We start from the raw sequence: 25,033 nt of genomic DNA, 5'->3' as shown, positions 1-25,033 counted from the left end.
CTCCCTAATGATCATCTCATCTCGTATTCCACTTACTGGTTAATACCATCTTTGACCAGTAAAATATCTTCCATTATCAGTGCGTCTAAGGCCCCGGACATATAGGTGCGAATCGCATCATAAGGCGAGTTTACCATCGGTTCGCCTCTCAAGTTGAACGAGGTGTTCAGCACCATCGGAATACCGGTTTTCGCCCGGAAGCGGGTAATTAGTTGATGGTAACGAGCATTGGTTTCCTTCGTGACCGTCTGCGGGCGGGAAGACCCGTCGACATGTACAACCCCTCCGATTTGGCTCCGTTTGTCCGGCTTTACATAAACGGATTGCAGCATATATGGGGAAGGACTCATTAGCTCAAAAAAGTCTGCGGCCTCTTCTTCCAGTACGGAAGGACCAAAAGGCCGAAACCCTTCACGAAATTTCACATTACGATTCATATGATTTTGAATGTCTGGAACCGAAGGGTTGGCCAGCATGCTTCGGTTGCCCAGCGCACGCGGTCCGTATTCGGAACGGCCTTGAAACCACCCAACCGTGCGACCCTCGGCCAGAAGATCGCTTGCCAGTTCGGCCGCATCGTCGGCAGTCCGATATTTTAGTCCCAAGTGGTTCAATGTCGCCCGGATCTGATCGTTCGTGAATGACGGTCCGGAATAATTGCCCGAGAGCTTCTCAATCGTGAAGCCAAGACGCGCCGCAATCTCCGCCGCCGCTCCAATTGCCGCACCCGCATCGTTCGCGGCAGGCTGTATGAACAAATCATCGACCAAGCCGGAACGCCTCAACTTGCCGTTGGCTACGCAGTTCAGCGCCACTCCCCCGGCAAGGCAAAGATTGCGGGAACCGGTCCGGTCCACGAGCGCTCTTGCGAGGCTCAGATAACACTCCTCGAGCTTGCGTTGTGCAGAGGCTGCAAGGTTCCGATGAGTGGAATCGAATTCCAAATGTTCTGAAATCCGATATGTAATCGGATTGTAGCGCCTAACCCCTTTATTCGGTATGACGCCGAGACGAAACATTTCGCGTTTCCATACGTTCTCCACTTTCGTCATATGAAGGGAGTGGTCGATTTTCATGGAATAACCCTTCACAGGATCGGTTGCGATACGTGGAAAATCGTAGATCGCCTCACCGAAGGAAGCCAGACCCATTGTTTTGCCCGGATCGTTCCAGTCGAATCCAACGTATTCCGTCACCGTCGCGTAGAACTCGCCCAGCGATTCGTTGTGATGGATCGAATCCAGCTTCTTCAAGCGCCCGTCTATTCCGTGATAGAGAGTCGTGCTGCAATCTTCGCCGGCGCCATCGGCCACAAGGACGCCTGCCTCGCCAAAAGGCGAAAAATAATAGGCGCTGGCCGCATGCGCTAAATGATGATCTACGACCTCCACCTTAGGCAATTTATTGTGGGGAAACTTGCTCTTCGGAAATAGACTCTCGACATCGTCAAAAACATCGGGCAGCGGAATCTTCGTCTCAGGAATCAACGACTTATCCCAGCTAAGCGCGATATAGTCCACATGATCCAACGTAATGCCCTCCTGATTCAAACAATGCTCGATTGCCAAATAAGGCATTTGTCCACCAGGCGAGTGAGGTATGCGCGACAAACGTTCTTCTTCGACCATGACGACAATGCGGCCCTCCTTCATGAGGCATGCCGCCGCATCGTGTCCCAACGGACCGGTAATTCCCAATATATACATATGCGTCCTCCAAACCTTTTTTTATGCCTCAACGGCAATCTTGGGCAGCTCAGTCCTCGAATCCTGAATGGAATCTTTCGGTCGCTACGGCAGGCTTACGACTCCTGCCGATCCGGGATTCTCTCCAGAGCCTTCACAGCCAGATCAAGGAACTCGCGCGTTTTCTGTCGGATATGCGTACGCTCAAGCTCAAGCTCTTCGGAAGTGACACCGCGTTTTCGGAAAATCCCGGTGATGAATTTGGTTACCAACTGGGAGGATCTGTTGACTATGACATCAGCCGCTTCTCTGACGGCAGTCTTCTGAGGCTCTTCTATGAAATCCCGCACTAGCGCATCGACGAACAGTTCTTTTCCTCCGAGCATGATATACAGCTCTCTCATCTTCTGCTTCAAGCTCTCCTCACTGTGCGATTCCCAATTCGCAATCAATTCGATATCACTTCCAGCTTGATCGTCCTCCATTAGCTGACGCAGCAGGTGAAGCAACTCTTTCCTTAGAGCATTCACATTTACTACCGCTTCAGGTATGCGCTCCAGCGTAATCACAGTTCTCGATTGCGCAGGAAGATCGCCGTATATTTCCTCTAGCAAGGCGAACGGTGTCGTAAAATGCCCGTAAGATACTTCATGCCTTGCCTGGATCTGCAAATGATTGTGATTCACAATGGAATAGGTTTTGTTTCTTCGGTCATACCCGTGAATGACGGTCAAGTGATCCGTATGCTCCTTCAAGTAGAAGGGGGTATAGAAAGTATAAAACTCGTCAAATGCAACCATTACAGGCTTTTTCTGCTCCACAAGGCGGCAAATCGTTTCATGTAATTGGGAAGCATCTTCGACCTGCAATTGCCGGATGGCGAAACCGAACTTCCCCAGAATTTGGTGATCAGTCGCATAACCGAAAATTTCTTCCTGATCCGAAAGCGCGTACGGATAGCCTTGTGCGGAAAGATCATATCCCCGCTTTAGGCCTAGAAACAGCTTAAAATAAGAAATCCAATAGGCGTTCTCATCGCCGAATTGGATGGCAAAACCTCTATCATAGCAATTCAACTGCCGCCAAGACAGCTCTTGAACCCGTTCAAAGGACGACAGGCTAATGATTGCTTTATCCGGCAATTCCGCAACAGCGTCCGCAGTTGTCCCATGATCTTCTAAAACCTGCCCCGTGCCGCCCGACTTGGTCAAAATCTGTTCAGAGGAGGCATGCCTAATTTCCGGATTACGACCTGCCAGGTTATCCAAATGGCTCGCCAATGCCTCGATCGTGGCGTGATCCAGCAGCTCATTGACTCCAATTTCCACATCAAGATGATCGGCCATGTTGCTCACGATCCGAACCGCGATGATGGAGTCGCCGCCCAGACTGTAAAAGCTGTCATAGACATTGATCTGCTCCAGCTCCATGACGCCCGCCCATATTTGGGCCAGCTTGATTTCCGTCTCGCTGTATGCAGTTTTGCCTTGCAACTCCACTTCGGCAAAAACCACTGGCTCATCCTTCTGCATGCGACGCTCCCGGGCAGCGTTCATTCTGGCAATCTTCCGCTCCAGCTCAGGCGCAAGGCCGAACAAAAAGGAATTGGACAGCACGGAGGCCGCGCTATCGTTCAATTTTCCGACAATCACCTGCACATGCTCTTGCATCAGGAAATGATCCAAAGCCTGCAAAGCGGATGAGGTGCGTATCGCTTGTAGGACGCCATTATCTTGAACGCCGTGATCAACCGCCATCCCCGTCTCTTTCCAGGCAGGCCAATTGATCGCTAGCGTGCGTTTACCGCGCCTGCTCCGATCCGCCGCAAATGCGTCCAGATAAGCGTTTGCAGCCGCGTAATCGCCCTGTCCGATGCCTCCCATAAGGGAGGCAACAGAGGAGAACAGAACGAAGAAATCCGGATTGTCTTCTTCGGTCAGCTTATCGAGCAGCCAGGTGCCGCCAACCTTCGGCGCCAATACGGTTCGAAAGTCCTTCGGGTCTTTACTGAACAGATAACCTTTACCCGCTACGCCGGCCGCATGCACGATCCCATTGATCCTGCCGTGCTCCGCCCGCAACTCACGAAGCACGCGTTCAAGATCATCCGGATTCGAGACGTCTGCCGAATAGCTCCATACGGTCGCCCCGCGCCGCTCCATCTCCAACAATGCTTGAATAGCCCGCTCCGTCCGACCGTTCCCGGAATCATCAGTCAGGTTCGCCCATTGTTCCCGCGGAGGCAGAGGCGTACGATTCAGGAACGCCAGATTGATGCCCGGAAGCGAAGCGGCAAAATGTTTGCCGAGTTCCAGCCCCACCCCTCCTAATCCGCCCGTAAGAAGGTAAACACCATCGGTTTTCAGTTCAAGCGGACGTTCGATCGTTTGATCCTGTTCAAGCGGCACCAGTTGAGGCAAGTAGCGGACACCTTGACGATAGCCGATACAATATACGGACGGCTGAGCCGCGATTTCCTTCCATAGCGTATCGAACGGAGTCATCTCGTCATAATCAATACAGCGAACACGTAGGGTCGGATACTCCTCGCGAATGACTTTTCCAAGGCCAAACAGCGCGGAGAACATTGGCTGTAGCCCGCTTTCTTCCCCCGAGATGCTCTGTGCGTTCGGAGCCATCAGCATGAAATCCAGTGGCTGCGAAACTTTATTGTGCAGAAGAGATTGGATGAGCGAGAACAGACCCTCAACACTCTTCTTCCGCAGATCATCGAACCTCTCGTAATCTTCATCGCCTTTCGGCGGCTCCTGCATGAGATAGACGATTTGCCCGATTTGTTCCGTGTCCGTAGCCTGCAATACAAGAGTGAAATCATGGACGTCGGCGGATACGGTGAAACGATCAGGCCCGACTTTGCGGAATTGGCCACCAAGTTCGATCTCGATCACGTTGCAGCCCGCCTGGGCAAAACGTTCCGAGAACGATGCAGCGGCCTGTCTGTCATTGCTGAGAAGAAGCACCGATCCGTGTGGCTTCACCGCCGGTTCCGCAGGCGCAGCAGGTTCGGGCACCCACGTCATCCGAAAAGAATCCGCAGGCTTCAATCCCTGGTAAACCACGCCTTGCTTGTTCACTCTTTTGATCACATAATCTTCCGCCTCGGCAATTACACGGCCTTCCTCATCGAAAAGGGTGACGTCAAAGACTGCGGTCTCCGCATCCTGCCGAATTTCCTGTTTAAGCGAGATCAGGCTGAAAAATTGCTTCGGCATCCTTTCGTATACCCGAAGCTTCTTGTACATCCACGGGAGATAAAAACCTTCTCCAATATGTGAAATCGCGATGTTCATCGCATTGTCCATTAACGCCGGATGCAATTGATGCTCGCGGCCGTCAGAGGCGAATGCGTCCGGAAGCGCAATACGAGCAAGCACCCCCATCCGGTCAACCCGGATCTGCTTGACGTTATGCCATCTTGGGCCGAATTGGATTTCTCCTTGATACTGTTCCTGAACCTCGATCGGTTCGCATTCCGCGAACCGATCGAGCACTTCCTGATGTGAAAATGAACGGTCGTTTCGTGGAACGGCCGGAAGCAGCCTACCTTCGCAATGCTTTACCCAAACATGCTCGTCCTCGTCCCGGCTAATGACGGTGAAGCGAAGGCGGTCTTCCCCTTCCTCCTCAAGAAACAAGTGCATCTGCCGCGCTTCTCCCTCGGAAACGTAAAGCGGCGAAAGGAACGTTACTTGCTCAAGGTGGCTCTCCTTGCCCGGATAATGCAACAAGGATAGTTGACGAATCATATCGAGATACGTTGTTCCCGGCACAATGCCGTTGTCGCCAATCCTGTGCTCCGACAGCACCCATCTCTCTTCAAACCGGAATTCGCTGGCGTATATCCGAAGGCTCATCGTATCGGCCAACTGTCGGTCGATAAGCGAAGTAAGTGGTTGCGCATTCCCGTGAATGGTCGGCTCGATCCGCTGCTTGTTTGCGGCCGCTTCAACCCAAAAGCGCTTTTGCGTAAACGGGTCGGGCGGCAATTCCGTTTTACTGTACTTTCGATCCCTATAAAGTGTCGTCCACTCTACATCCGCCCCGCCGACATACAGTCGGGCCAATTCCGCAAGCTGGCCGCCGGCCACTAGCAGCGAGCGGGCTTGCGCGGTAAGTCGGCGTTTGCTCTCTTCCGTTAATTCCCCGGCCTGTCTGTTTGTTTTTTGCGAGGAAACGATTCTGTTTTCCCCGTAATAAACATTCTCTTCTTCGAGGATGCTCCACTCTTCCGATCGAGCCAAGCGCGAGATTTTGGCTTTCAATTCGACTTCGTCCGTAAATAGCAGCGCGAGTCGGTGGCTGTACTGTCCTCTGCCTGTATTTGCCGTATAGCACAAATCGTCAAGATTCCAGCAAGCCTTTCTCTCCAAATGAAACCGGTAGCTTTGCACCAATTCCCGCAAGGCTTCCTTCGTATTGGCGGAAAGCATCAACACACGGGGACGCCCCGTATTTGCTGCATCCGCTTCCACCTTGAAGGAAGGCGCCTCCTCCAGTACCATATGACAGTTGGTGCCGCTTAGTCCGAACGAACTGACGCCGCATCTGCGAGGCGTATCCTCCGCAATCCAGGGGATCAGCTTGTCGTTCACAAATACGGGCGAACTCTCGAAGGGAATGTTCCCGTTGGGACGTTGAAAATGCAGCGAGGGCGGTATTTCGCCATGCTGCAAGGCCAGGACAGATTTCACCAATCCGGCCAAGCCCGCCAAATGATCGAGATGGCCGATATTCGACTTCACCGAACCGACGGCGCAAAATTGCTTTTGAGTTGTAAAATGAGCGAAGGCCTTGGCGATTCCGTCGATTTCAATCGGATCGCCAAGCTTTGTCCCCGTGCCGTGCGCCTCCATATAACTAATGGTTTCCGGCTCGATGCCCGCATCCTCCCAAGCACGAATAAGCACATCTTCCTGAGCCAGAGCGTTCGGTGCGCTTATTCCGCTCGAACTGCCGTCCTGATTTACGGCGCTGCCCTTGATGACGGCGTAAATCCGGTCGCCGTCTTTACAAGCCTGTTCAAGAGGTTTCAACACGATCGCTGCTACGCCTTCTCCGAATCCTGTCCCGTCCGAGCCGTCATCGAATGTTCGGGTTCTTCCCGTCGAAGAGGCGATGCCGAGCGGATGCATCCTTTCCTTGAGCGGGAGCAAGTTGACCTTTACTCCCCCCGCAATCGCCACCTCGCAGTCCCCATTACGAAGACCGAGCGCAGCCAGATGAACGGCCACCAAACTGGAGGAACACGCCGTATCCACGAGCATCGCCGGACCTCTCAAATTAAGGCAGTAAGAAATACGGCTGGCGATAATGGAAGCGATGTTGCCCGTAACAGAGAGCGGCAGTTGATCGGGATTGATCGCCGCGATCAGCTCTTGATACGAATCGTTGAAATCTCCGGACAATCCGACGTAAACCCCAGTACGTGATTTTGACAGCCGGTTCCCGCCATATCCTGCGTCTGCCATCGCTTTCCATGCATTCTGAAGGAATAGACGCTGCTGCGGATCCATCAGTTTGGCTTCCATAGGCGAGATCTTGAAATATGCGGGGTCAAAATGGGCAACATCCCGCAAATACGCGCCTTCTGCATACTTGGGGTCATCCCCAAGCTGCCCTGCTTGCCTAATCTCATGGAGATCGGCCTTTCGCGAATCGGGGAAAGGAGCTACGCAATCGATTCCGTTCCGAAGATTACTCCAGAACTGGCTCAAATCCTCTGCATTCGGCATTTCGACCGCCATTCCGATGATGGCGATATCTTGGCGAGACCTTCCCTTATCCTCCCGCTTCAAATGCTTCAAAATCTCGACACCGATCGCCTTGTCTATGCTTCCCGAAGCTGTTTTTTCAATGACATATTGATATACGCCGCTCACTTGGCCTCCCTCCTCATCAGATCAACTTTTTCACTGCTTCCTCTACCGAAACATTCCCGGAAGCGATCTCCTCGAACATGTCGTATAGCTCCTTTTCCAGTTCCGCCTCGCTCGTGTCTGACATTCGGCCGGGCTCCTCGTCCGAAGCCGCTGTCCCGCTAATCAAACCAGCCTGCGTGTATATTGTCGGGTAGGAAAAAATATCTACCACGCTAATGCGCCCCGGATACAGCCTTTCAATCTGATAATGCATCTGGCTGACAAGGAATGAGTTGCCCCCGATTTCAAAGAAGTTATCATGCATGCCGGCCTGTCCGATTCCCAGCAATTCGCACCAGATTTCCTCAATTTTCCGTTCGACTTCCGTAACGGGTTCTACGTAACTGCCCAATCCCCCCGTCGACTCCTGCAATGGCAACTTTGATAAAAGCTTACGGTCGATTTTTCCATTCGACGTTTTTGGGAGCTCGTCCAGCAATACAAAATGGGCAGGCATCATATAATATGGTAAGTATTCCCTCAGTTGGTTGCGCAGATCTCCGGGCAGTATCTCGAATCGGGATGTGTAATAGCAAACCAGCTTATGCGTCCCGAGCTCTGGATGCGCGATGACGGCGGCTTCGGCAATTTCCAGCTTGCGGAGCAGCACGCTCTCGATTTCGCCGGTTTCGATACGGTAGCCGTGCACCTTGACCATACCGTCTTCTCGTCCGAGGAAACGAACTTCGCCGCTCGGCAAATACATCCCGTAATCGCCGGTCATATAAATCCTTTCCCCCGTCGGCTCAAAACGGACAAAGGCTTTTTCCGTTCTTTCCGGGTCCTTGTAATAGCCACGGGTGACGTTGACGCCGCCTATCGCGATCTCTCCCGGAACGCCTACCGGACAGATCCTGCCCTTGGCGTCAAGGATAAGTAGCTTGTTATTGACTATCGGCCGGCCGATCGCCAAATTGCCCCATTCCTGCGAATCGTCCCCGACGCGGCTACTGGACACCCAGATTGTCGCTTCCGTCGGTCCGTACATATTCAGCAGTTCCGCATGAGGGAAGACGCTTCGAATTTCTCTGGCAATTTCGGCATTCCACGCTTCTCCGCCGATCATGATCCTACGGATAACGGTAGCAGCCGGCTGAATCACCTGATCCGGCACATGGCGAAGATGAATCAGGAGCTGACGCATTAGCGTCGGAACGGAATGCCACACAGTAATTCCATGCTCATTCAGGAAAGCGAGCATGGCCGCGGGATCCTGCAACTGCTCCCGTGTTGATATATACAGTCCAGCTCCGCTCAAAAGCGCGCCGAAAATTTCAAATACGGATATATCGAAGCTGACCGACGTAAACAGCGCCATTCGGTCAGCCGATCCAATTTCTCCGTCTGCAATGCTCCACTTTAGAAAATTGGCGGTGTTGGCATGTGAAACGGCGACCCCTTTCGGTTGTCCTGTTGAACCGGATGTGTAGATCAAATACATCAGATCGTCAAGCCCAGATTGCGCGGGTAGCGGTTGGCACGGTTGACGCTCGATGTCGTCCAAATGAAAGGTGTGCGCGATACCCGCCAGATGACGGTTTTCACGCCCGGTCAGATCGACGACAACCGATAACACGCCATCCGGCTTCACAATAGCTGCGACACCCTCCATATAAGTGGCTTCAGTTAGCAGCACCCGTGCCTCGCTGTGAGTAAGCATGTAACTGATTCGTTCGGCTGGATAGTCTGGATCGAGCGGCACATAAGCTCCACCGGCTTTCAGAATGCCGAGCATGCCCACGATTAAGGACAGGCCACGGCCTACCATCAGTCCGACAGGGTCATTCGCCTTTACGCCGATGCCGGAAAGCAAATTCGCAATTTGATTCGACCGGTGTTCAAGCTCACGGTAAGTGATGCTTTCCTTTCCGCAAGTGACCGCTAGAGCTTCCGGCCAGCGGGCTGCTGTCTGCTCGAACCATTCGGTAATGGTTTTATCCGGCAATAATTCAGGTTGCTCGTTGGAGTACTCTGCAAGAAGCGCAGCCGCCTCCTGCTCGCTATGCAGGCTGAAATCTGCGATCGGTCGCTTCTCGTCTGCTATGATCTGATCAAGCATGTTCAGGAATTGCCGAGAGAAGCGCTCAACGGTCGCGCTACCGAACAAGTCAGTATTGTATTCAAGCCTCACCTCGATTTTGTCACCGATCTCCTTACACAAGAAGCACAGCTCATATAAGCTGTGGTGCTCATTCTGCTGGTAATTCTCATAGAACTGGAACAACGTCTGGAATACCGGACTGCGGCTCATATCCCGTTCCGGGTTCAGCTTCGATACGAGCAGATCGAAAGGATAGCTGCCGTTCTTATAAACCTGCAAACTTTTTTGCCTAACATCGGCAACAAACTCTTCGAACGTCCGCTTCTCCGACAGCGAGAGGCGCATGCAGACAAGGTTCATGAACAATCCCAACACCGGTTCCCATTCCTCCGACTCGCGTCCTGCAATCGGGTAACCGACGACAAGCTCTTCCTGCTGCGTCAGCTTATTCAGGAACAAGAAATAACTCGACAACAGAACCATGTGCAAAGTAGCCTTGTGCCGTTTCGCGAGCTCCTTGATCCGTGCGGTTCGCTTCTCATCGATCTCAAAGATGAGATAACTACCGTTGTAAGTCTGCATGGTCGGCCTCGGGTAATCGACTGGAAGCTGAAGCACGGGAAGAGGCTTGCTGAGTTCTTTCAGCCAGTAGCGTTCCATCTGGAGGAAATTCTCGCTTCGATCCCGCACTTCCATTTGCTCCAGCCAATCTCCGTATTCCGCCTGAAGCGGCGGAAATCCAGGATCTTCACCAGCCAACAACGAGGCATACGCCTGTAGAAGCTCGTTTTTGAAGATCATCATGCTCCATCCGTCGGAAATCATATGATGAACGGTTAGGCTGATTAGGCAGCGTCCGTCGTTTCTTTGAAACACCTTGACTCGCCACAATCGTTCTCCGAAATCGAAGGGACGTTCAAGCTCTTCCCGAACCAGGTCTCCATATGACTCTCGGCTATCCGTATCGGGCAGCGGACTCTGCCACACCACTTGGACATCCACGTAAGGAAGAACAACCTGCTTGGGCTCACCGCCTTCTTCACGGATAACGGTACGTAGCGAGCCGTGCCTTTCTGTCATTAGCCGCAGAGCCGCTTCAAAGGCATGCCGATCCGGTGCCGAATCCGTTTCGAACGTGAGCGGCAAATGATACGCGTGCAGTTCCGGATTCAGCTTATGTAGGAACCAGATTCGTTTTTGTGCGTTGGAGAGACTGTACATCCGCTCCTCTCCCGGCTGCTTCGGTTTCGGATCTTTTCTGTCCGCTGAATCTGTGCCGGCTACTTCCGGTATTTCGCCTCCCAATACCCGGGCCAATTCGAAAATCGTCAAATATTCGAAGAGATCGCTGATATCGACTTTTTGCCCCATTCGTTTCTCAATAAGATTGGAAATCTTGATTGCCAGCAACGAATCGCCGCCAAGATCGTAGAAACTATCCTGGATACTGATTTGTTGAACTCCGAGCACTTCTCCCCAAATCGCAGCCAACTGCTGCTCTTGCTCAGAATAAATACCTGATGACCGTCCTTCAAGTAAGACCGATACGAAGGTGTTGGCGTTATTTTCGACTGTCGGCTTTCGCTTTGTTCTCAGTGCCCGCCGCTTGAGTTCCATGACAATCTCTTCGGACAATAGCAATGGGGCCTGATCGGCATCCTGAATCAGATCGTAATTCAGTTCGCCGATGATCACCCTACTTGTCGGGCATTGCAGCGCCGCGCCTAATCCCGATAGCGCATCGGAAGTGGACAACGCCTTAAAGATTCCGTCATGGTTGACGCCATAATCGTAAGCCATTCCGGTCTCTTTCCAGGAAGGCCAGTTAATCGTCAGCGTCCTGCTCCCCTGTTTCATACGATAAGCGGCGAACGAATCAAGGAAAGCATTGGCTGCCGTATAATCGCCTTGTCCAGGTCCGGCCAGAATCGAAGTCACGGAAGAGAACATTAAAAAGAAATCGGGCTTGTCCTCCCGGGTTAGCTCATCAAGCAACCAGGCACCTTCGATTTTGGGAGCCAAAACGCTGTGGAAGGTTTCTTCCTCCTTGCGGATCAGGAACCCGTCCCCCGCAACGCCTGCACTGTGGATGACCCCCCGGACGGGGCCATGCAGTCGGCGGATCTCCTCAAGTGCGGTCTGCAGCGATTGTCGCTGCGTCACGTCGGCCTGGACGAGCAGCACCTGTGAGCCGCTTGCTTCAACCGTTTGAAGTAAGCGCAGTTTGCCCGACAGTTTGGCATCGGCGTCATCTGCCAGCAAGGCATCCCACCGGGAACGCTCAGGGAACGATGAGCGATGCAAAAGCACCAGCTTAATTTTTTGGCTGGCGGAGAGCCACCGCGCAATCTCCAACCCGATGCCGCCCGTGCCGCCCGACAGAACATACACCCCGTCCTCTCGCAGTTCGACCTCTTGCTGCTGCTCCGTTTCCCATGAGAGAGGTCTTATTTCCTCTGCATAACGTTTTCCTTCCCGGTAGGCTACTGCGTAAGGGGCACCTTCTGTTTGCAATTCCCGCCAAAGTTCTTCAGCACCGGCTGTTTCGTCCAGATCGATGCAGCGGCAGCTCAAATCCGGATATTCGGACTCGACGACTTTGCCCAGCCCAAACAGGGCGGCGTTAACCGGCTTTATCGTCGTTTCCCGCGACGTAACTTCCCGAGCGTTGTCCGCAACGAGTACGATTTCGGTTTTCTCCGGCCTTTTGCTCTTGGCCAGCGCGCGTATCACACGAAACAGATCGTATACTCCGCTCCGCCCGCGACTTTTCAGCTCGTCGTAATTCGAAGCCTGCGATTGACACCACGCGGACAAATGAATCCATTTCGTAAAAGGCACGCTCCGGATATCCGCCAGCAGCCGAATATAATCTTCCTCCGATCCGCTGACGACATAGTGCCAATCGTCAAATCGGCCATACGCGTCCCCAACATCCACTTGAAGAACCGAATGACCCCCGTTCCGCAGCTTGGCGACAAAATCGTCCGCCGGTACGAACTGGTTTTTCAATACGCATATGATTTCCGGTCTGCCCGACGAGCCTGGCTTCAGCTCTGCGATTTCTCGCCAGCCGGTTTCGTAGAAGAACGGAACTTTTTCGTCTTGATTTAATAATTTTTGCGAACTTCCACGAAGTTTCTTCACGGTGAATTTGTCGATTTCCGCCAAAACTTTCCCCTGCTTATCCATGATCGTTACTTGATAAGTGAGGATCTCCCGAGAAGAAGTATCCAATCTTTTCACATACGAGAACACCTTCTCCGGAAAGCTCTCCATAATACGAAGCTGGCTATAAGCGAAAGCTAGAAGCAAATCGCCCTCTCCCGCCAGCAGATCGGAAACCGCGCCGGTCGCTTTGTCCAGCAGCGCCGGATGAAGCCGGTATACGCCTGCCTCCGAAGCGAATTCCGCCGGCAGCTCCAATTCCACAAGCGCCTCTTGTTCCCCAGCCTGCAAACCGACGATATTCCGAAAGCGAGGCCCAAATACGATGGATCGCTCGCTGGAGGACGGAACAGAATCCGGAGCCTCAGTCAATGCCGCTTGCGGGCAGCGGACGGCGATCTCAGCAAGGTCGTAAGATGCTGGTTGTGCCGTGTCGGCACGCATCAATTCCCCGACGGCGTGTACGATCCAGTCTTCCTCTCTTTGCTCTCCTTGAGGGCCGCTAATTGTGAAATACAAGCGCTGCTCCTCCTCGCGTATAGCAATGCGCAGCTTCTTGATTTCCGAATTTTCCACGACAAAAGGGGACAGGAATTGAATTTCTTCGATACCCCCTGGTGGCAGGCCCAAATAATGCTCTCCTGCCTCCAAGGCCATCTCCACGTATGCTGTTCCAGGCAGTACAGCATGACCGCTGATAATATGCTCGCTCAGCACCCAATGTTTTTCGACGTCGAAATCCGTCTCATAAACACCCTCGCTTGTTGTTAACGACATGCAGCGATCGAGCAGCGGCGCGTTCACGAGTTGTCCCCATGCATCCTTCTGCTGCAAGAGATGCTCTCCGCTTGCCCAATACCGAAGTCTGTCGAACGGGTAGGTCGGCACGCGAAGTGACCGGCATTCCGTCTGTTTATAAACGGAGCTCCAATTGACGTCGGCGCCTGAGACGTACGCACGGCCAATCTCCTCCGCCGAGTTGTCCGATAAGCCGGAAATCAGCATTCCGGCCAATCTTTCGTTTATGTCATTACTTAGCCGAAGAACATCATGCTCCGTCAGCTCGCCGTTTTTTTTCTCCTGCTTGTGGAAAATCAGCTTGTACATGCCGAAGTGGCTGTTAGGGATTCTCCCCGGTATATCCTCCAGATTACCGATCAACGCTTGCTGTAACATGTGCAGAAGCTCTTGAGCCGTATGGGCTCGAAAAACCAATCGGATTGCGTAGTGCCTGCGGCCAGTATTCACCGTATAACAAAGATCGGTCAGCGAAACGTCCGGATGATCTCGTAAATAATCGGAATAGCTTCTCAGCAGACTCCTCAGCGCCGTTTCCGTACGAGCCGAGACGGTGAACAATTCCGGGCCGCTTCCTGACTGGATGCGCGCAGGCCGGGCAGGAGCTTCCTCGAGCACGACATGCACGTTGGTTCCGCTGAATCCAAACGCCGATACACCGGATCGTCTTGGCCCGGAACCTTCGTCCCAGTCCCGCAAGCAGTCATTGACGTACACTGGCGAATCGGCAAAATTGATATAAGGGTTAGGCGCCTGAAAAGCGAGCGTCTGAGGTAGCTTCTTGTGCTGCATCGCCATCACGACCTTCATCAGCGACGCGATTCCGGATGTGGCGACCGCATGTCCGATATTGGTCTTAACAGATCCAATGCCGCAAAATTGGCGTTTGTTCGTATACCGTTGGAACGCTTTTGTCAGCCCTTTGATCTCGATCGGATCACCGATTGGCGTTCCCGTTCCGTGCGTCTCAATGTAGGAAATGGACTCCGGCGGAATGCCTGCCGCATCCCACGCCGCCGTTAGAACTTCGGCCTGCGAATCCGCATTGGGAGCCGTAATGCCGTTCGATGTTCCGTCATTGTTCATGGCACTCCCTTTTATAACCGCATGGATGTAGTCATGGTCATGCAGTGCACGGTCTAGCGGCTTGAGCATGACAACGCCGAAACCTTCCGACCAGCACGTTCCGTTCGCGCCTTTGTCGAAAGCGCGAATTTCAGCAGTGCCCGATTCCATGACGAGACTTTGGCCCGCCGGGAAAAAGAATGCGGAAATGCCGCCGACAAGCGCATAGTCGAATTCGTTATTCCGTAAGCCGTGGCAAGCAAGATGCAGCGCCACGAGCGAGGATGAGCAAGCCGTGTCCACGACAAGGCTCGGCCCCCGCAAATTGAGCAAGTACTGGATGCGGCTGGCGATGATTCCAGTATGGGATCCAGTCATTGACAGCTCGTCCTCTTCGGCGAGCAGCTTCCTGTACTCGTTGTTATAATTGGTCTCCTGGCCAACATATACAGCGGTTCTTGTGTTGCTCAGTTTTTCACTGCCAATACCCGAATCCTCCATAGCTTCCCAAGCTGTCTCTAAAAACAGCCGCTGCATCGGATCCATCGCCTCTGCTTCCCGGCGCGAAATACGAAAGAACGGCGCGTCGAACCGATCCACCTGATCGAGATAACCGCCTTTGCGATACTCGATGCCACTGCTGACGAACTGATCGGTGTCGCGGCGGCGATTGAACGGGAAATCTCCCATCGTACGTACGCCCGACACCAAATTGCTCCAATAAGCTTCCAAGCTTTCTGCGCCAGGTAATTTGCAGGCCATCCCGACGATGGCAATGTCCCCGCTGGACTTCTTCGATTCGTCCGCATTCGATTGATAGAGCTCTTTGAGGAGGGCCTTGGCTTCCTCCTTCGGCAGTTTGTTTGCGGCAACTTGCTTAAAAATATAGTTTCTTACGTTTTCCATTGGTCTTCACCTACCGATTTCATAAGTTCATTCACCTCTTCAATCGAAAGTTTCCCCTCTGACAACTGATCCAACAGCTCATCCAAGGACGAGTTTGGTGGCTCCGTGTCGCTCGCGACATTCAGCCGGCTATCTAAATATTCGACCATCAAAGAAATGGTAGGATAGGAGAAAATGTCTGTAATATCGAAATGATTCGGAAACGCCTCATCCAGCTCACGCAGCAGATGCGTCGCCAAAATCGAGTTGCCTCCTATGTCATAGAAATTATCGTGAATGCTGATCGAATCCATGCCCATCAGTTTCGACCATATGGAGGCCAGTTTCTGCTCTATATCGCTGAAGCTTCCTTCTTCCTTGCCTTTCAGCGTAACGTTGGTTATCGTGTTCGCTTGAACCGGACGAACCGGACGTTCTCCGGTTGCCGGAATACCCGTGTTTGCCGGCGCACGTTTGACGATACGATCCCTAAGCTCCGGCGAGAGATAGCCGAACGTATCTCCGGTCAGCAGTTCCTGCACTTCCTCATGCTTGAGTTCTCCGATAATCACATTGGAAGCTTCCGTGTGAAAAATGCCGTCGAATGCCAGCAGCGCTTCTTTCGTATGAAGCTCTCGAAAACAGGAATCGTTGCGGACGTTGTAATCGAGCGCCATACCGGTTTCTTTCCACATCGCCCAATTCAAGCTTAACGTTCGCCGCCCTTGTTTGGTCCGTGCGCGGGAAAATGCATCGAGATAGGCGTTGGCCGCCGTGTAGTCCCCTTGCCCGACGGCGGATATTAAGGTGGAAATCGATGAGAAGAGCACGAAAAAATCCGGCGGATCGTCCTTCGTGAGCCGGTCAAGCACCCACGTTCCCCGAATTTTCGGCGCCAATACTTCTTCGAACACCGCCTCTTCCTTACGCACCAGGAAGCCGTTGCCGGCCACTCCCGCGCAATGCACGATCCCATTAATTCGTCCGAACTCCTTTTTCAAATCGGCTATAACACCGGCCATTTTGCTCTCGTTCGCAACATCTACGGCATAGAATCGAACATTGGCGCCATTCTCTTCGATCTCTTGCAGGCAAAGAATGCTTTCGCGCATTTTTCTCGTCGTGCCCTCCGCCAGCAGCCTTTTCCATGAATGACGGTTCGGGAACGGGGTACGGCTGAGAAAAGCCATATTCAAATTACCTTGCGCAGACAAGTACTTGGCAATTTCGAGCGCCATCCCGCCCGATCCTCCCGTAATCAAATACACACCGCCGCTCTTGAGCACGATCTGTTGCTGTCCAGACGCCTGCGGATCGAACGGTTTCAGCGTTTCGGCATACAACTGGCCCCCCCTGCTAGCAAGCGTGTACGGAAGCTGGTCTCTTCCGAATGTGGCGACAATTTGCTCGTCGCTTGTATCTCCGTCGATGTCCAGGCAGCGGCATACGATGTGCGGGTACTCATGGGACACGACTTTGCCCAGACCCATTAACGCGGCTGCCTCGGGATACAAGACCGCCTCGTTCCTCGTCACCTCATGGACGTTTTGCCCGAGAAGCAGCAAATGAATGCGATGCTTCCATTTATTGTGCAAAATCGCCTTTGTTAAATAAAACAAGCTGTTGACGCCTCGCCGTTGAGCCTCTTCCAGTTCGTCGACCGTTTCCAGAACTTGTCCGCCGCTCAAAGCCACCAAATGGACGACCTGCGTGACCGTAACTTGCGAGAGTTCTCCGAGCAGCCGGTCATAGCTCGCTTGATTATGGCCCAAGACATATGAGGTCTCGCTGAGCCTTTTATACTCGGTTCCGATAGCCGCTTCAATCACATGCGTTCCACTGCGCTCAAGCATCTCACGCAAACGATCCGCGCGGCCGTGCTTGTCTTTTAGCAGCAGGACGGTGCCGGCTCCGTTTGCCACGGTTTCATCAACTTGCTTGTCATTAAAACGCTTCCATTCAATGGCATGATAATAGGAATCATGATAGGCCGGGACATCCAGCCAGCAACGTATGGGCTCGAAAGGATAGACCGGTATCCGAACACGATTTCCTTGCGGATATAGGCGTTGCCACCGGACATTCGCCCCCGCTACATACAGCCCTGCCAGCTCAGACAAATCAAACTTGCCAGGCTCTGTGAGCAGAGCGTCCGCCTTGCGGCTAATCTGCTTCCCTTCCTCTTCGGCAAGCGATTCTTTGTTTATATGCGAACCACCTGTCGTGCTCTTTTGTACACCGTAAACGGCATGCGGGGGTTCCGCCGCTTCTACTCCTTGCTCTGCAAGCCTGCGGACGGTTTTTTTCAAATCAGCAAGTCCGTCAAACAGGATAGCTAAACGATGGGAGTAATGACCGCGTCCGATTGCGGCGGTATAGCAAAGATCCGCCGGATCGATTTCCCTCGGTTCCGACAAAAGCTCGTCATAGCTCTCGACCAGACGCTGGAGCGACCAGCTGCTTTTGGCCGAAAGCGGCAACACGCCTCCACTTGCAATAGAGCGCCCGGAAGTGCTTCTTGCAAGCGGCGCTTCCTCCAATACTATGTGACAGTTAGTACCGCTAAGCCCGAACGAGTTGATCCCGGAGCGCCGGGGCGAATCGTCTTGCGCCGGCCAATCCGTCAGTTCGTCCACGACATAAAGCGGCGAGCCTTTGAAATTGATTTTGCGGTTCGGCCTTTGAAAATGCAGAGATGCCGGCAGTTTCTTATGCTGCAAGGCAAGCACCGATTTGACGAAGCCAGCGATACCCGCGCTGTTTCCGAGGTGACCCAGGTTCGTTTTGACCGAACCGACACCGCAAAACTGCTTTCTATCGGTAAAGTGCGCAAAGGCGTTCGTCAATCCGGCCACCTCAATAGGATCGCCTAACGGCGTGCCCGAGCCGTGCGCTTCCACATACGAAAGTTGAGCCGGGTCTATGCCCGCTTCTTTCCAAGCACGCAAAATCACCTGCTCCTGAGCGGCGGCATTCGGCGCGGTCAACCCTATCGAGCTGCCATCCTGATTCACCGCGCTTCCTTTAATTACTGCATATATCGGGTCACGGTCTCGAACCGCGCGGTCAAGCGGCTTCAGCACGATAACCGCCACGCCCTCGCCATTGCCGGCGCCGTCGGAGCTGTCGTCAAACGATTTGGTTTTATAGTCTGACGATTCGATACCCATTTTCTCCCGGTCCATAACCTTGAGCGGCAACAGATGCAGTTCGATTCCTCCGGCCAGCGCCATATCGCATTCCCCGTTGCGAATCGCTTGACAAGCCGTGTGGATGGCAACGAGCGAGGATGAACAGGTCGTATCCACGAGCATGCTTGGACCGCGCAAATCAAGTAGATAAGAAAGACGACTGGCGATAATAGCCTTGATGTTACCGGTTACGGCAAGCGGCATTGATTCCGGCTCCAAGTCGGCAATGTAGCGTTTGTACGTTGTTTCGGTGTCAAAGTCGTTGCTGAACCCGAGATAAACTCCCGTGTTCGTACCGATGAGGCAATTGCCGCCATACCCCGAATCCTCAATCGCTTGCCAGGCTGTCTCCAAAAACAATCGCTGGCTGGGATCCATCAAAGATGCTTCCCTGTGGGAAAGTCCGAAGAAGCGGTAATCGAAGCGGTCGACTTCTTCCAGAAAAGCCCCTTTGACATACGAAAAGTCTTGATGCAGTAGTCCCTTCCCTTGCAAATACGGATCGGTATCCTTCCTTCTGGAAAGCGGAAAGTCGCGGATCGCGTCCGATCCGTTCGCGAGATTGCGCCAAAATGTCTGCGGGTTGTCCGCCTGAGGAAACCGGATAGCCATTCCGATGACCGCAATGCTTTTCTTAGACAAGCTCTCCATCTGCATTTCAGGCTCATCCGTGCTCTTTTGCATGATCGAAAAACCTAATAAATTCCCCACTGCTCACCCTCCTGTCTAAATTACAAAGGACGTCAGTGGATTCGCTGGTGCATCGGGAAACAAGTCGCGAGTATTTGTTTCTTCGAAAAGCTGCGCGAACCGCTCCTGCTGTTCTTCCATTGGAGTCTGTTTAGTTGTAAACACCGATTGAAGCATACTGAGTGCCGCCTGTTTTAGTTCCAGCGTCGGCTTATGACCGTTCTGTTCAACTTCGGCCAGCATCGTTTGAATGCGGCGATAAGGCTCAATGACCCCTGTCTGGTATTCCTCCTGATTCCAATTACGGTTGCGGGTACAAACCGCAATGGCCAAGCAGCGGGAGACGAAGCAAGGATATTCCAGCTCTTCGGAGAACATCAGTTTCCTCAGACTCGAACGATCCTCCTCTTTGTCATACGAATAACTGTAGATGTCTCCGGAACTCTTTTTCATCAAATTGCGAAGTACCGTACCCGGTCCCAACTCCACAACGACATTGACGCTTTGGTTCTTCAAAAATTGCATGGTGGCATCCCATTGAATCGGTTCGGTCATCTGAATTGTCAGAGCTTGAACGATCCGGTTCGCACCAGCATACGGCACAGCATTGTAGTTGGCGATAATCGGAATCCGGGGTTCGGCATAATCTATTTTCAATAATTCCTGTTCAAGTTGGAAAGCCGCCGGCTTCATAAGTGGACAATGGAACGGCGCGCTTACCTTCAATCGTATGAAGTCGGCACCAATTCCCGCCAATTTGCGTTCCGCAGCTTCGACTGCCCCGACATGACCCGAGATCACCGTCTGGGTGGGCGAGTTGTAGTTGGAAACTGCAACCAGCTCTTCCTCGGTGCTCACTTCTCGGCAGATCCGTTCGACCTCGATAGCGCTCACTCTGGAAATGGCGGACATCGCCCCTGTGCCGATCGCGGCTGATTCCTGCATGAACCGTCCGCGCTTGTTCACAATCCGTACGGCATCGGCGAACGGAATCGCCCCCGAACAGGTCAGCGCGGTAATCTCGCCAAGACTATGGCCCGCCATAAAATGCGGCCGGATACCTTCTTCCTGCATGAAAACCCGGTATGCCGCAACGCTGTAAGTCAGAATCGCCGGCTGGGTATACTCCGTCTGCTGCAACTGATCTGCCGGACCTTCGAAGCACAGTGAGGTCAAATCGAAGCCAAGGGCTTGGTCAGCCTCTTCAAACGTTTTTTTGGCAATCGGATACTGCTCGTACAATTCCTTTCCCATTCCTGTGTACTGCGAGCCTTGTCCCGGGAACACTAGCGCTGTTCTTCTCATTGTTGCGTAGCCTCCTTCAAAAATTGATCCGTAAGAACACGGAGCAGTCTCGCATAGCCGGCAGCCCATTCTTCCATTGACTTTTGACGAATTGCGCCGCTGTCATAATCACATGTGAACACGATCTTGTCCGCTTCGACTGAATATCCAAGTGTAAAGCCGAACAAATCGCTCAAGCGCTCACGAGACGTATCCAGTTCGTGTTTATAAAACAAAGGAGCGATCTCGCCAACCGCTCCCCTTATAGCAAGAGGACGGATGTCCTCCAAACCGTAGGCGTCTGCTGCCTCAGTCCGCATCCGATTAACTCTTTGAAAAAGTTGCGGAAAGTCGCTGATCTCCCGCATGTCCAACGTGAGGGGAATTAACTCGTTCTCTTTACGCGCCATCGCTTGTACAGTGATCGCCGATAGTTCCGTAATCTCTGAAAACAAGTAAAGACCCGCCGTCAGCAATATATCATCCGGCTCTACGCCATACTGCCGAGCCAATCCGTGAAGCTGATATAGCGAGCTCAGATGAAACCGCAGCGAATCCCCGTTCTCCCCGCCACTCCGATTCAGGAAGCTGCCCGGCAGCTTCAGCGTATCGACTGCAATCTGCCTCTTTTGAGCGGTTCGCTCTACTCTGGCAGCAAGCTTGCCGAGCGTTGGATAAGAGAACAGTTCTGTAACGCCAATTCGATTCGGGTAAATCTTTTCAAGCTTTGAGTGAAATTGCACTAGCGAGATGGAGCTACCTCCGACTTCAAAAAAGTTGTCATCCATGCCGATTGTCTCCAGCCCAACGATCTCCTGCCACAAATCCGCCAGCCGCTGTTCCGTATCATTGGACGCTTTTCGGAATTCCGCAACCAAGGCCTTTCTGGTTAAGGTCGGTTCCGGTAACGCCGCATGGTTGATCTTGCCGTTAGGCAGCAGCGGATAGCGTCCCAAACGCACGAATGCACCCGGAATCATATAAGGGGGCAGCCGATCGGCCAAATGCTCGCGTAAAGACGCGATCGGCAATTCGTTGTCCGCCAAATAGTAACCGACGAGATAAACTTCTCCGTCGTCCCGCTCGCGGGCCGCAACCAGCGGGGTTGCGATGCCGTGATAGCCTGCCAAAGCCTGCTCAATTTCGGAGATCTCCACCCGATATCCCCGTATCTTCACTTGGTGATCCCGGCGTCCGATATACGTCATCCGCCCATCCGCTTGCCACCGTGCAAGATCGCCCGTCTTGTAAATCCTCTGTCCCGGGTCAAGCGGGTGAGTGACAAACTTGGCCTGCGTTAAATCCGTACGGTTGTGATAGCCACGCGCCAACCCCGTTCCGGCTATACACAGTTCGCCCGCCGTTCCGAAAGGCTGTAGCTGGTCGTTTTGATCCAGAAGTAAGATTTCCGTATTGGCGATTGGCTGCCCGAGTGTTACATCCTTAGTTTCCGTAAGATCAGCCACCATTGACCATACGGTTGTTTCCGTCGGCCCGTACATGTTGTAAATTCGAGTATGCGAGCACTCGCGAAGCTTTTGAACCAGATCCATGCCGAACGCCTCTCCGCCTATCATGACATCCGTCAGCTTCGCCAATCCTTCGACAGCTGTATCGTCGTCCAGAAGCAGGCGCAATCGCGAAGGCGTAGTTTGCAGCATGTGTACACCGTGATGAAGCATCAATCGTCCGAGAGCAGCCGGATCCAACTGCTCCTCCGCGTCCGCCAGCACTACGCACATGCCCTTCATCAGCGGCACCAGCGTCTCCAATACAAAAATATCAAATGATATGGTCGTAACAGACAAAATGGTCTTGTCCGCCTGAAAATCGATTAGTTCCGTGATGCCTGCCAGTAAATTAACTACCGCGCGGTGTTCAATCAGTACTCCCTTCGGAAGTCCTGTAGAACCGGACGTGTAAATGCAATAAGCAAGATCGTCCATTCGAACAGGAGGCCGCGCACTGTCGCCTTCAGCCTTTTCTCGGTAAAGCTCCTCATCGGCCAGATTGATCATTTCGCCACTAAACGTCGTTCGCCCGCTATACTGCTTTTGCGTCAGCAGCAAGGACGTTCCGCTGTCAGCCAACATATGCAGGATTCGTTCATCCGGATAATCCGGATCAATCGGCAAGTATGCGGCCCCAGCCTTCAAGATCGCCAACAGCCCGACGATCATTCCGGGCGAACGCTCGGCCATCAGACCGACAATATGTCCTGCCCTGACGCCTCGATCGGCAAGCTGTCTGGCAAGCCGATCGGCCCGCCGGTTAAGTTCGGCATAGGTTAGCCTTCCCGAGCGACCGATAAGCGCCGTTCGCTGCGGTGTCCGCTTCGCTTGCTCTTCAACCAGCCCACCAATCGTTTTCTCCTCCGGCAGGAGCAACGCCCCTTCCTTTGCTCTCTCCTGTAATAGGCGAAGCTGTTCGGGGTCAAGGAGCGACGTCTTGCTGACTATCGCTTCCGGCCGGTGGAGCATTTGCTTCAAAATCCGTTCGTAGATCGAAATCATGCGCGCCACATCCGCTTTCGGATATACACCCGTCACATGAGCGACCACGATATGCAGACGTTCATCTTCCATAAAGCAATCAAATTGGAATAGCGCATTCGTCCGCTCGTAGTTGCCGATATCGCCCAGCGACCGATGGCTGCGCTGTTCCCGAGAAACGCCTTCATAAACGTGCAAATCCACATAGTTAAAAATATTATCGAACAACTTGTTTCCATAGACGGCACTCTCGCCGACGGCCTGCTGAATACGGGCCAGTGAAAGCCGTCCGAACTGCTGCACCTTCGCCAGCTTCTTATCCATTGCAAGGAGCAGATCCCGCCAATTGATCAATTCGTTCATCCGAATACGCACGGGAATGGAGTTCAGAAAGCAGCCCAGAATCTTCTCTCCGTCCTCCACAAGCGGACGATTGTTCTCGACGAGCCCGACGACAAAATCGTTCTCAGCATCGTATGTGTTCATCATGCACACATAGGCAGTAAAGAGCATGGTTTTTACGGACACCCGGTTCAACTTCGCTGAATGCACAAGCAACGATTTCTCCAACTCGCCATCCAAAACAAACTCCTTACGGATAAAAGGCTCCGGCTGGTTCTCCTCCGGGGCGAACATCGGCTCGAATCGGCGGTAATCCTTCAGCTCCTCCTGCCAATATGCATTCACTCCGGGATCATCCTGGATGCTCCATTGTTCGATCAACAGATCTTTATAACTATGACGAAGCGGCTCTAACGCCGTGATGCCCCGCTTTAATCCGAAGTACACCCGTGTCAGTTCGGTAATGAACGAAGCATTGCTCCACCCGTCCATGATCGCATGATGGTAAAGCCACGCTAAGCAGAAGTTGCGCTCGTCCAGCCGGAATATTCGCAGCCGCCACATCGGATTTGAAGATTGTGTCCCCCGGAAAAAGGGCTTTTGTCGGTCTTGCTCCAAGAACGCTTTCAAGTAAGCCGTTTGCTCTTCCCTCGTAAGATGATCGAGCGCGATCACTTCCAGGTTCATAGGAACCGAACGGTGCACCAGCTGCACCGGCGCCGGGAAATCGTTCAGATTGAACGTCGTTCGCAAAATGGCATGCTTGCGAATCATGTGCTCCATCGCTTGTTCGAATATCCGTTCCGAGAAAGCCGTATCTTGAAATTCATACACGAACTGCTCATGATACAGCTGATCGTGCGGTTGGCTGACGGAATGGTAGATCATGCCTTGCTGGATATCGCTGAGCGGAAAGAAATCTTCAATTTCCTCGTTATGCAAGGAAGTGCCGGCGGCCGACGACAGCAGTCCCAGCTGCCAGTTCTCCAGCTTTACTTTCGCAGCCACAATCCTACCGTTCTCCTGCTCGTACTTCCGACGATCCAGGAAACCGGCTAATTCCCTAATTGTAGAGTGCTGATAAAACTCCAACAGTTGCAGGTTTGTCTGACAAATCTTTCTGATCGTGGAGAGGATGCGAATCGATTTGATCGAATCACCACCGATGTCCTGATAGCGCTCGTCGATGCCGATTCGTTCGAGTCCGAGCACCTCCTGCCAGACGGCTGCCAACTGCCGCTCGAGCTCATTTCGCGGAGCGACATACGCCTCGCGCTCTACATTCTCCTCCGGCGCCGGGAGCGCCTTGCGGTTCAGCTTCCCATTCGGCGTCAACGGCATTGCTTCCAGTGCCACCAAGTATGCCGGCACCATGTAGGAGGGCAGCCGCTCCGCCAAATACGTTCTTACTTCACCGGCTTCCAGGTCGCCGTCGGCCACATAATATGCGCAC

Annotated in this window: 6 protein-coding genes; all 6 read right to left on the bottom strand. The window is 53.0% G+C overall.

The window, feature by feature from the left end:
* Positions 1-32: 32 nt before the first annotated feature.
* Positions 33-1,706 carry a carbamoyltransferase family protein gene (locus PBN151_RS29465; RefSeq protein WP_072732148.1) on the bottom strand — a complete coding sequence of 558 codons (1,674 nt, stop codon included), beginning with the start codon at positions 1,704-1,706 and terminating at the stop codon, positions 33-35.
* A gap of 95 nt (positions 1,707-1,801) precedes the next feature.
* Positions 1,802-7,585, bottom strand: coding sequence for an SDR family oxidoreductase (locus tag PBN151_RS29460; RefSeq protein ID WP_072732147.1), 5,784 nt, complete (start codon positions 7,583-7,585; stop codon positions 1,802-1,804).
* Positions 7,586-7,601: 16 nt separating this feature from the next.
* Positions 7,602-15,602 carry a non-ribosomal peptide synthetase gene (locus PBN151_RS29455; RefSeq protein WP_072732146.1) on the bottom strand — a complete coding sequence of 2,667 codons (8,001 nt, stop codon included), beginning with the start codon at positions 15,600-15,602 and terminating at the stop codon, positions 7,602-7,604.
* Positions 15,590-19,483, bottom strand: coding sequence for a type I polyketide synthase (locus PBN151_RS29450; RefSeq protein ID WP_072732145.1), 3,894 nt, complete (start codon positions 19,481-19,483; stop codon positions 15,590-15,592). The genes PBN151_RS29455 and PBN151_RS29450 overlap by 13 nt, the downstream gene beginning before the upstream one ends.
* A 15-nt stretch (positions 19,484-19,498) precedes the next feature.
* Complete coding sequence (gene fabD / locus PBN151_RS29445; protein WP_072732144.1) at positions 19,499-20,767, bottom strand: ACP S-malonyltransferase; 1,269 nt, start codon at positions 20,765-20,767, stop codon at positions 19,499-19,501.
* Positions 20,764-25,033, bottom strand: a 4,270-nt coding sequence (locus PBN151_RS29440; RefSeq protein WP_072732143.1) for a non-ribosomal peptide synthetase, incomplete at its 5' end; no start/stop codon positions are given. The genes fabD and PBN151_RS29440, both read right to left, overlap by 4 nt.

It is taken from the genome of Paenibacillus sp. NAIST15-1, assembly GCF_001894745.1.
In the GTDB taxonomy this organism is placed as follows: Bacteria; Bacillota; Bacilli; order Paenibacillales; family Paenibacillaceae; genus Paenibacillus_B; species Paenibacillus_B suaedae.
This window is presented reverse-complemented; position numbering and strand designations above follow the sequence as displayed.

Bases quoted from the DNA above. Each gene is read 5' to 3' on its own strand.
- fabD (WP_072732144.1), bottom strand. From the start codon at position 20,767: ATGAGAAGAACAGCGCTAGTGTTCCCGGGACAAGGCTCGCAGTACACA.
- PBN151_RS29465 (WP_072732148.1), bottom strand. From the start codon at position 1,706: ATGTATATATTGGGAATTACCGGTCCGTTGGGACACGATGCGGCGGCA.
- PBN151_RS29455 (WP_072732146.1), bottom strand. From the start codon at position 15,602: ATGGAAAACGTAAGAAACTATATTTTTAAGCAAGTTGCCGCAAACAAA.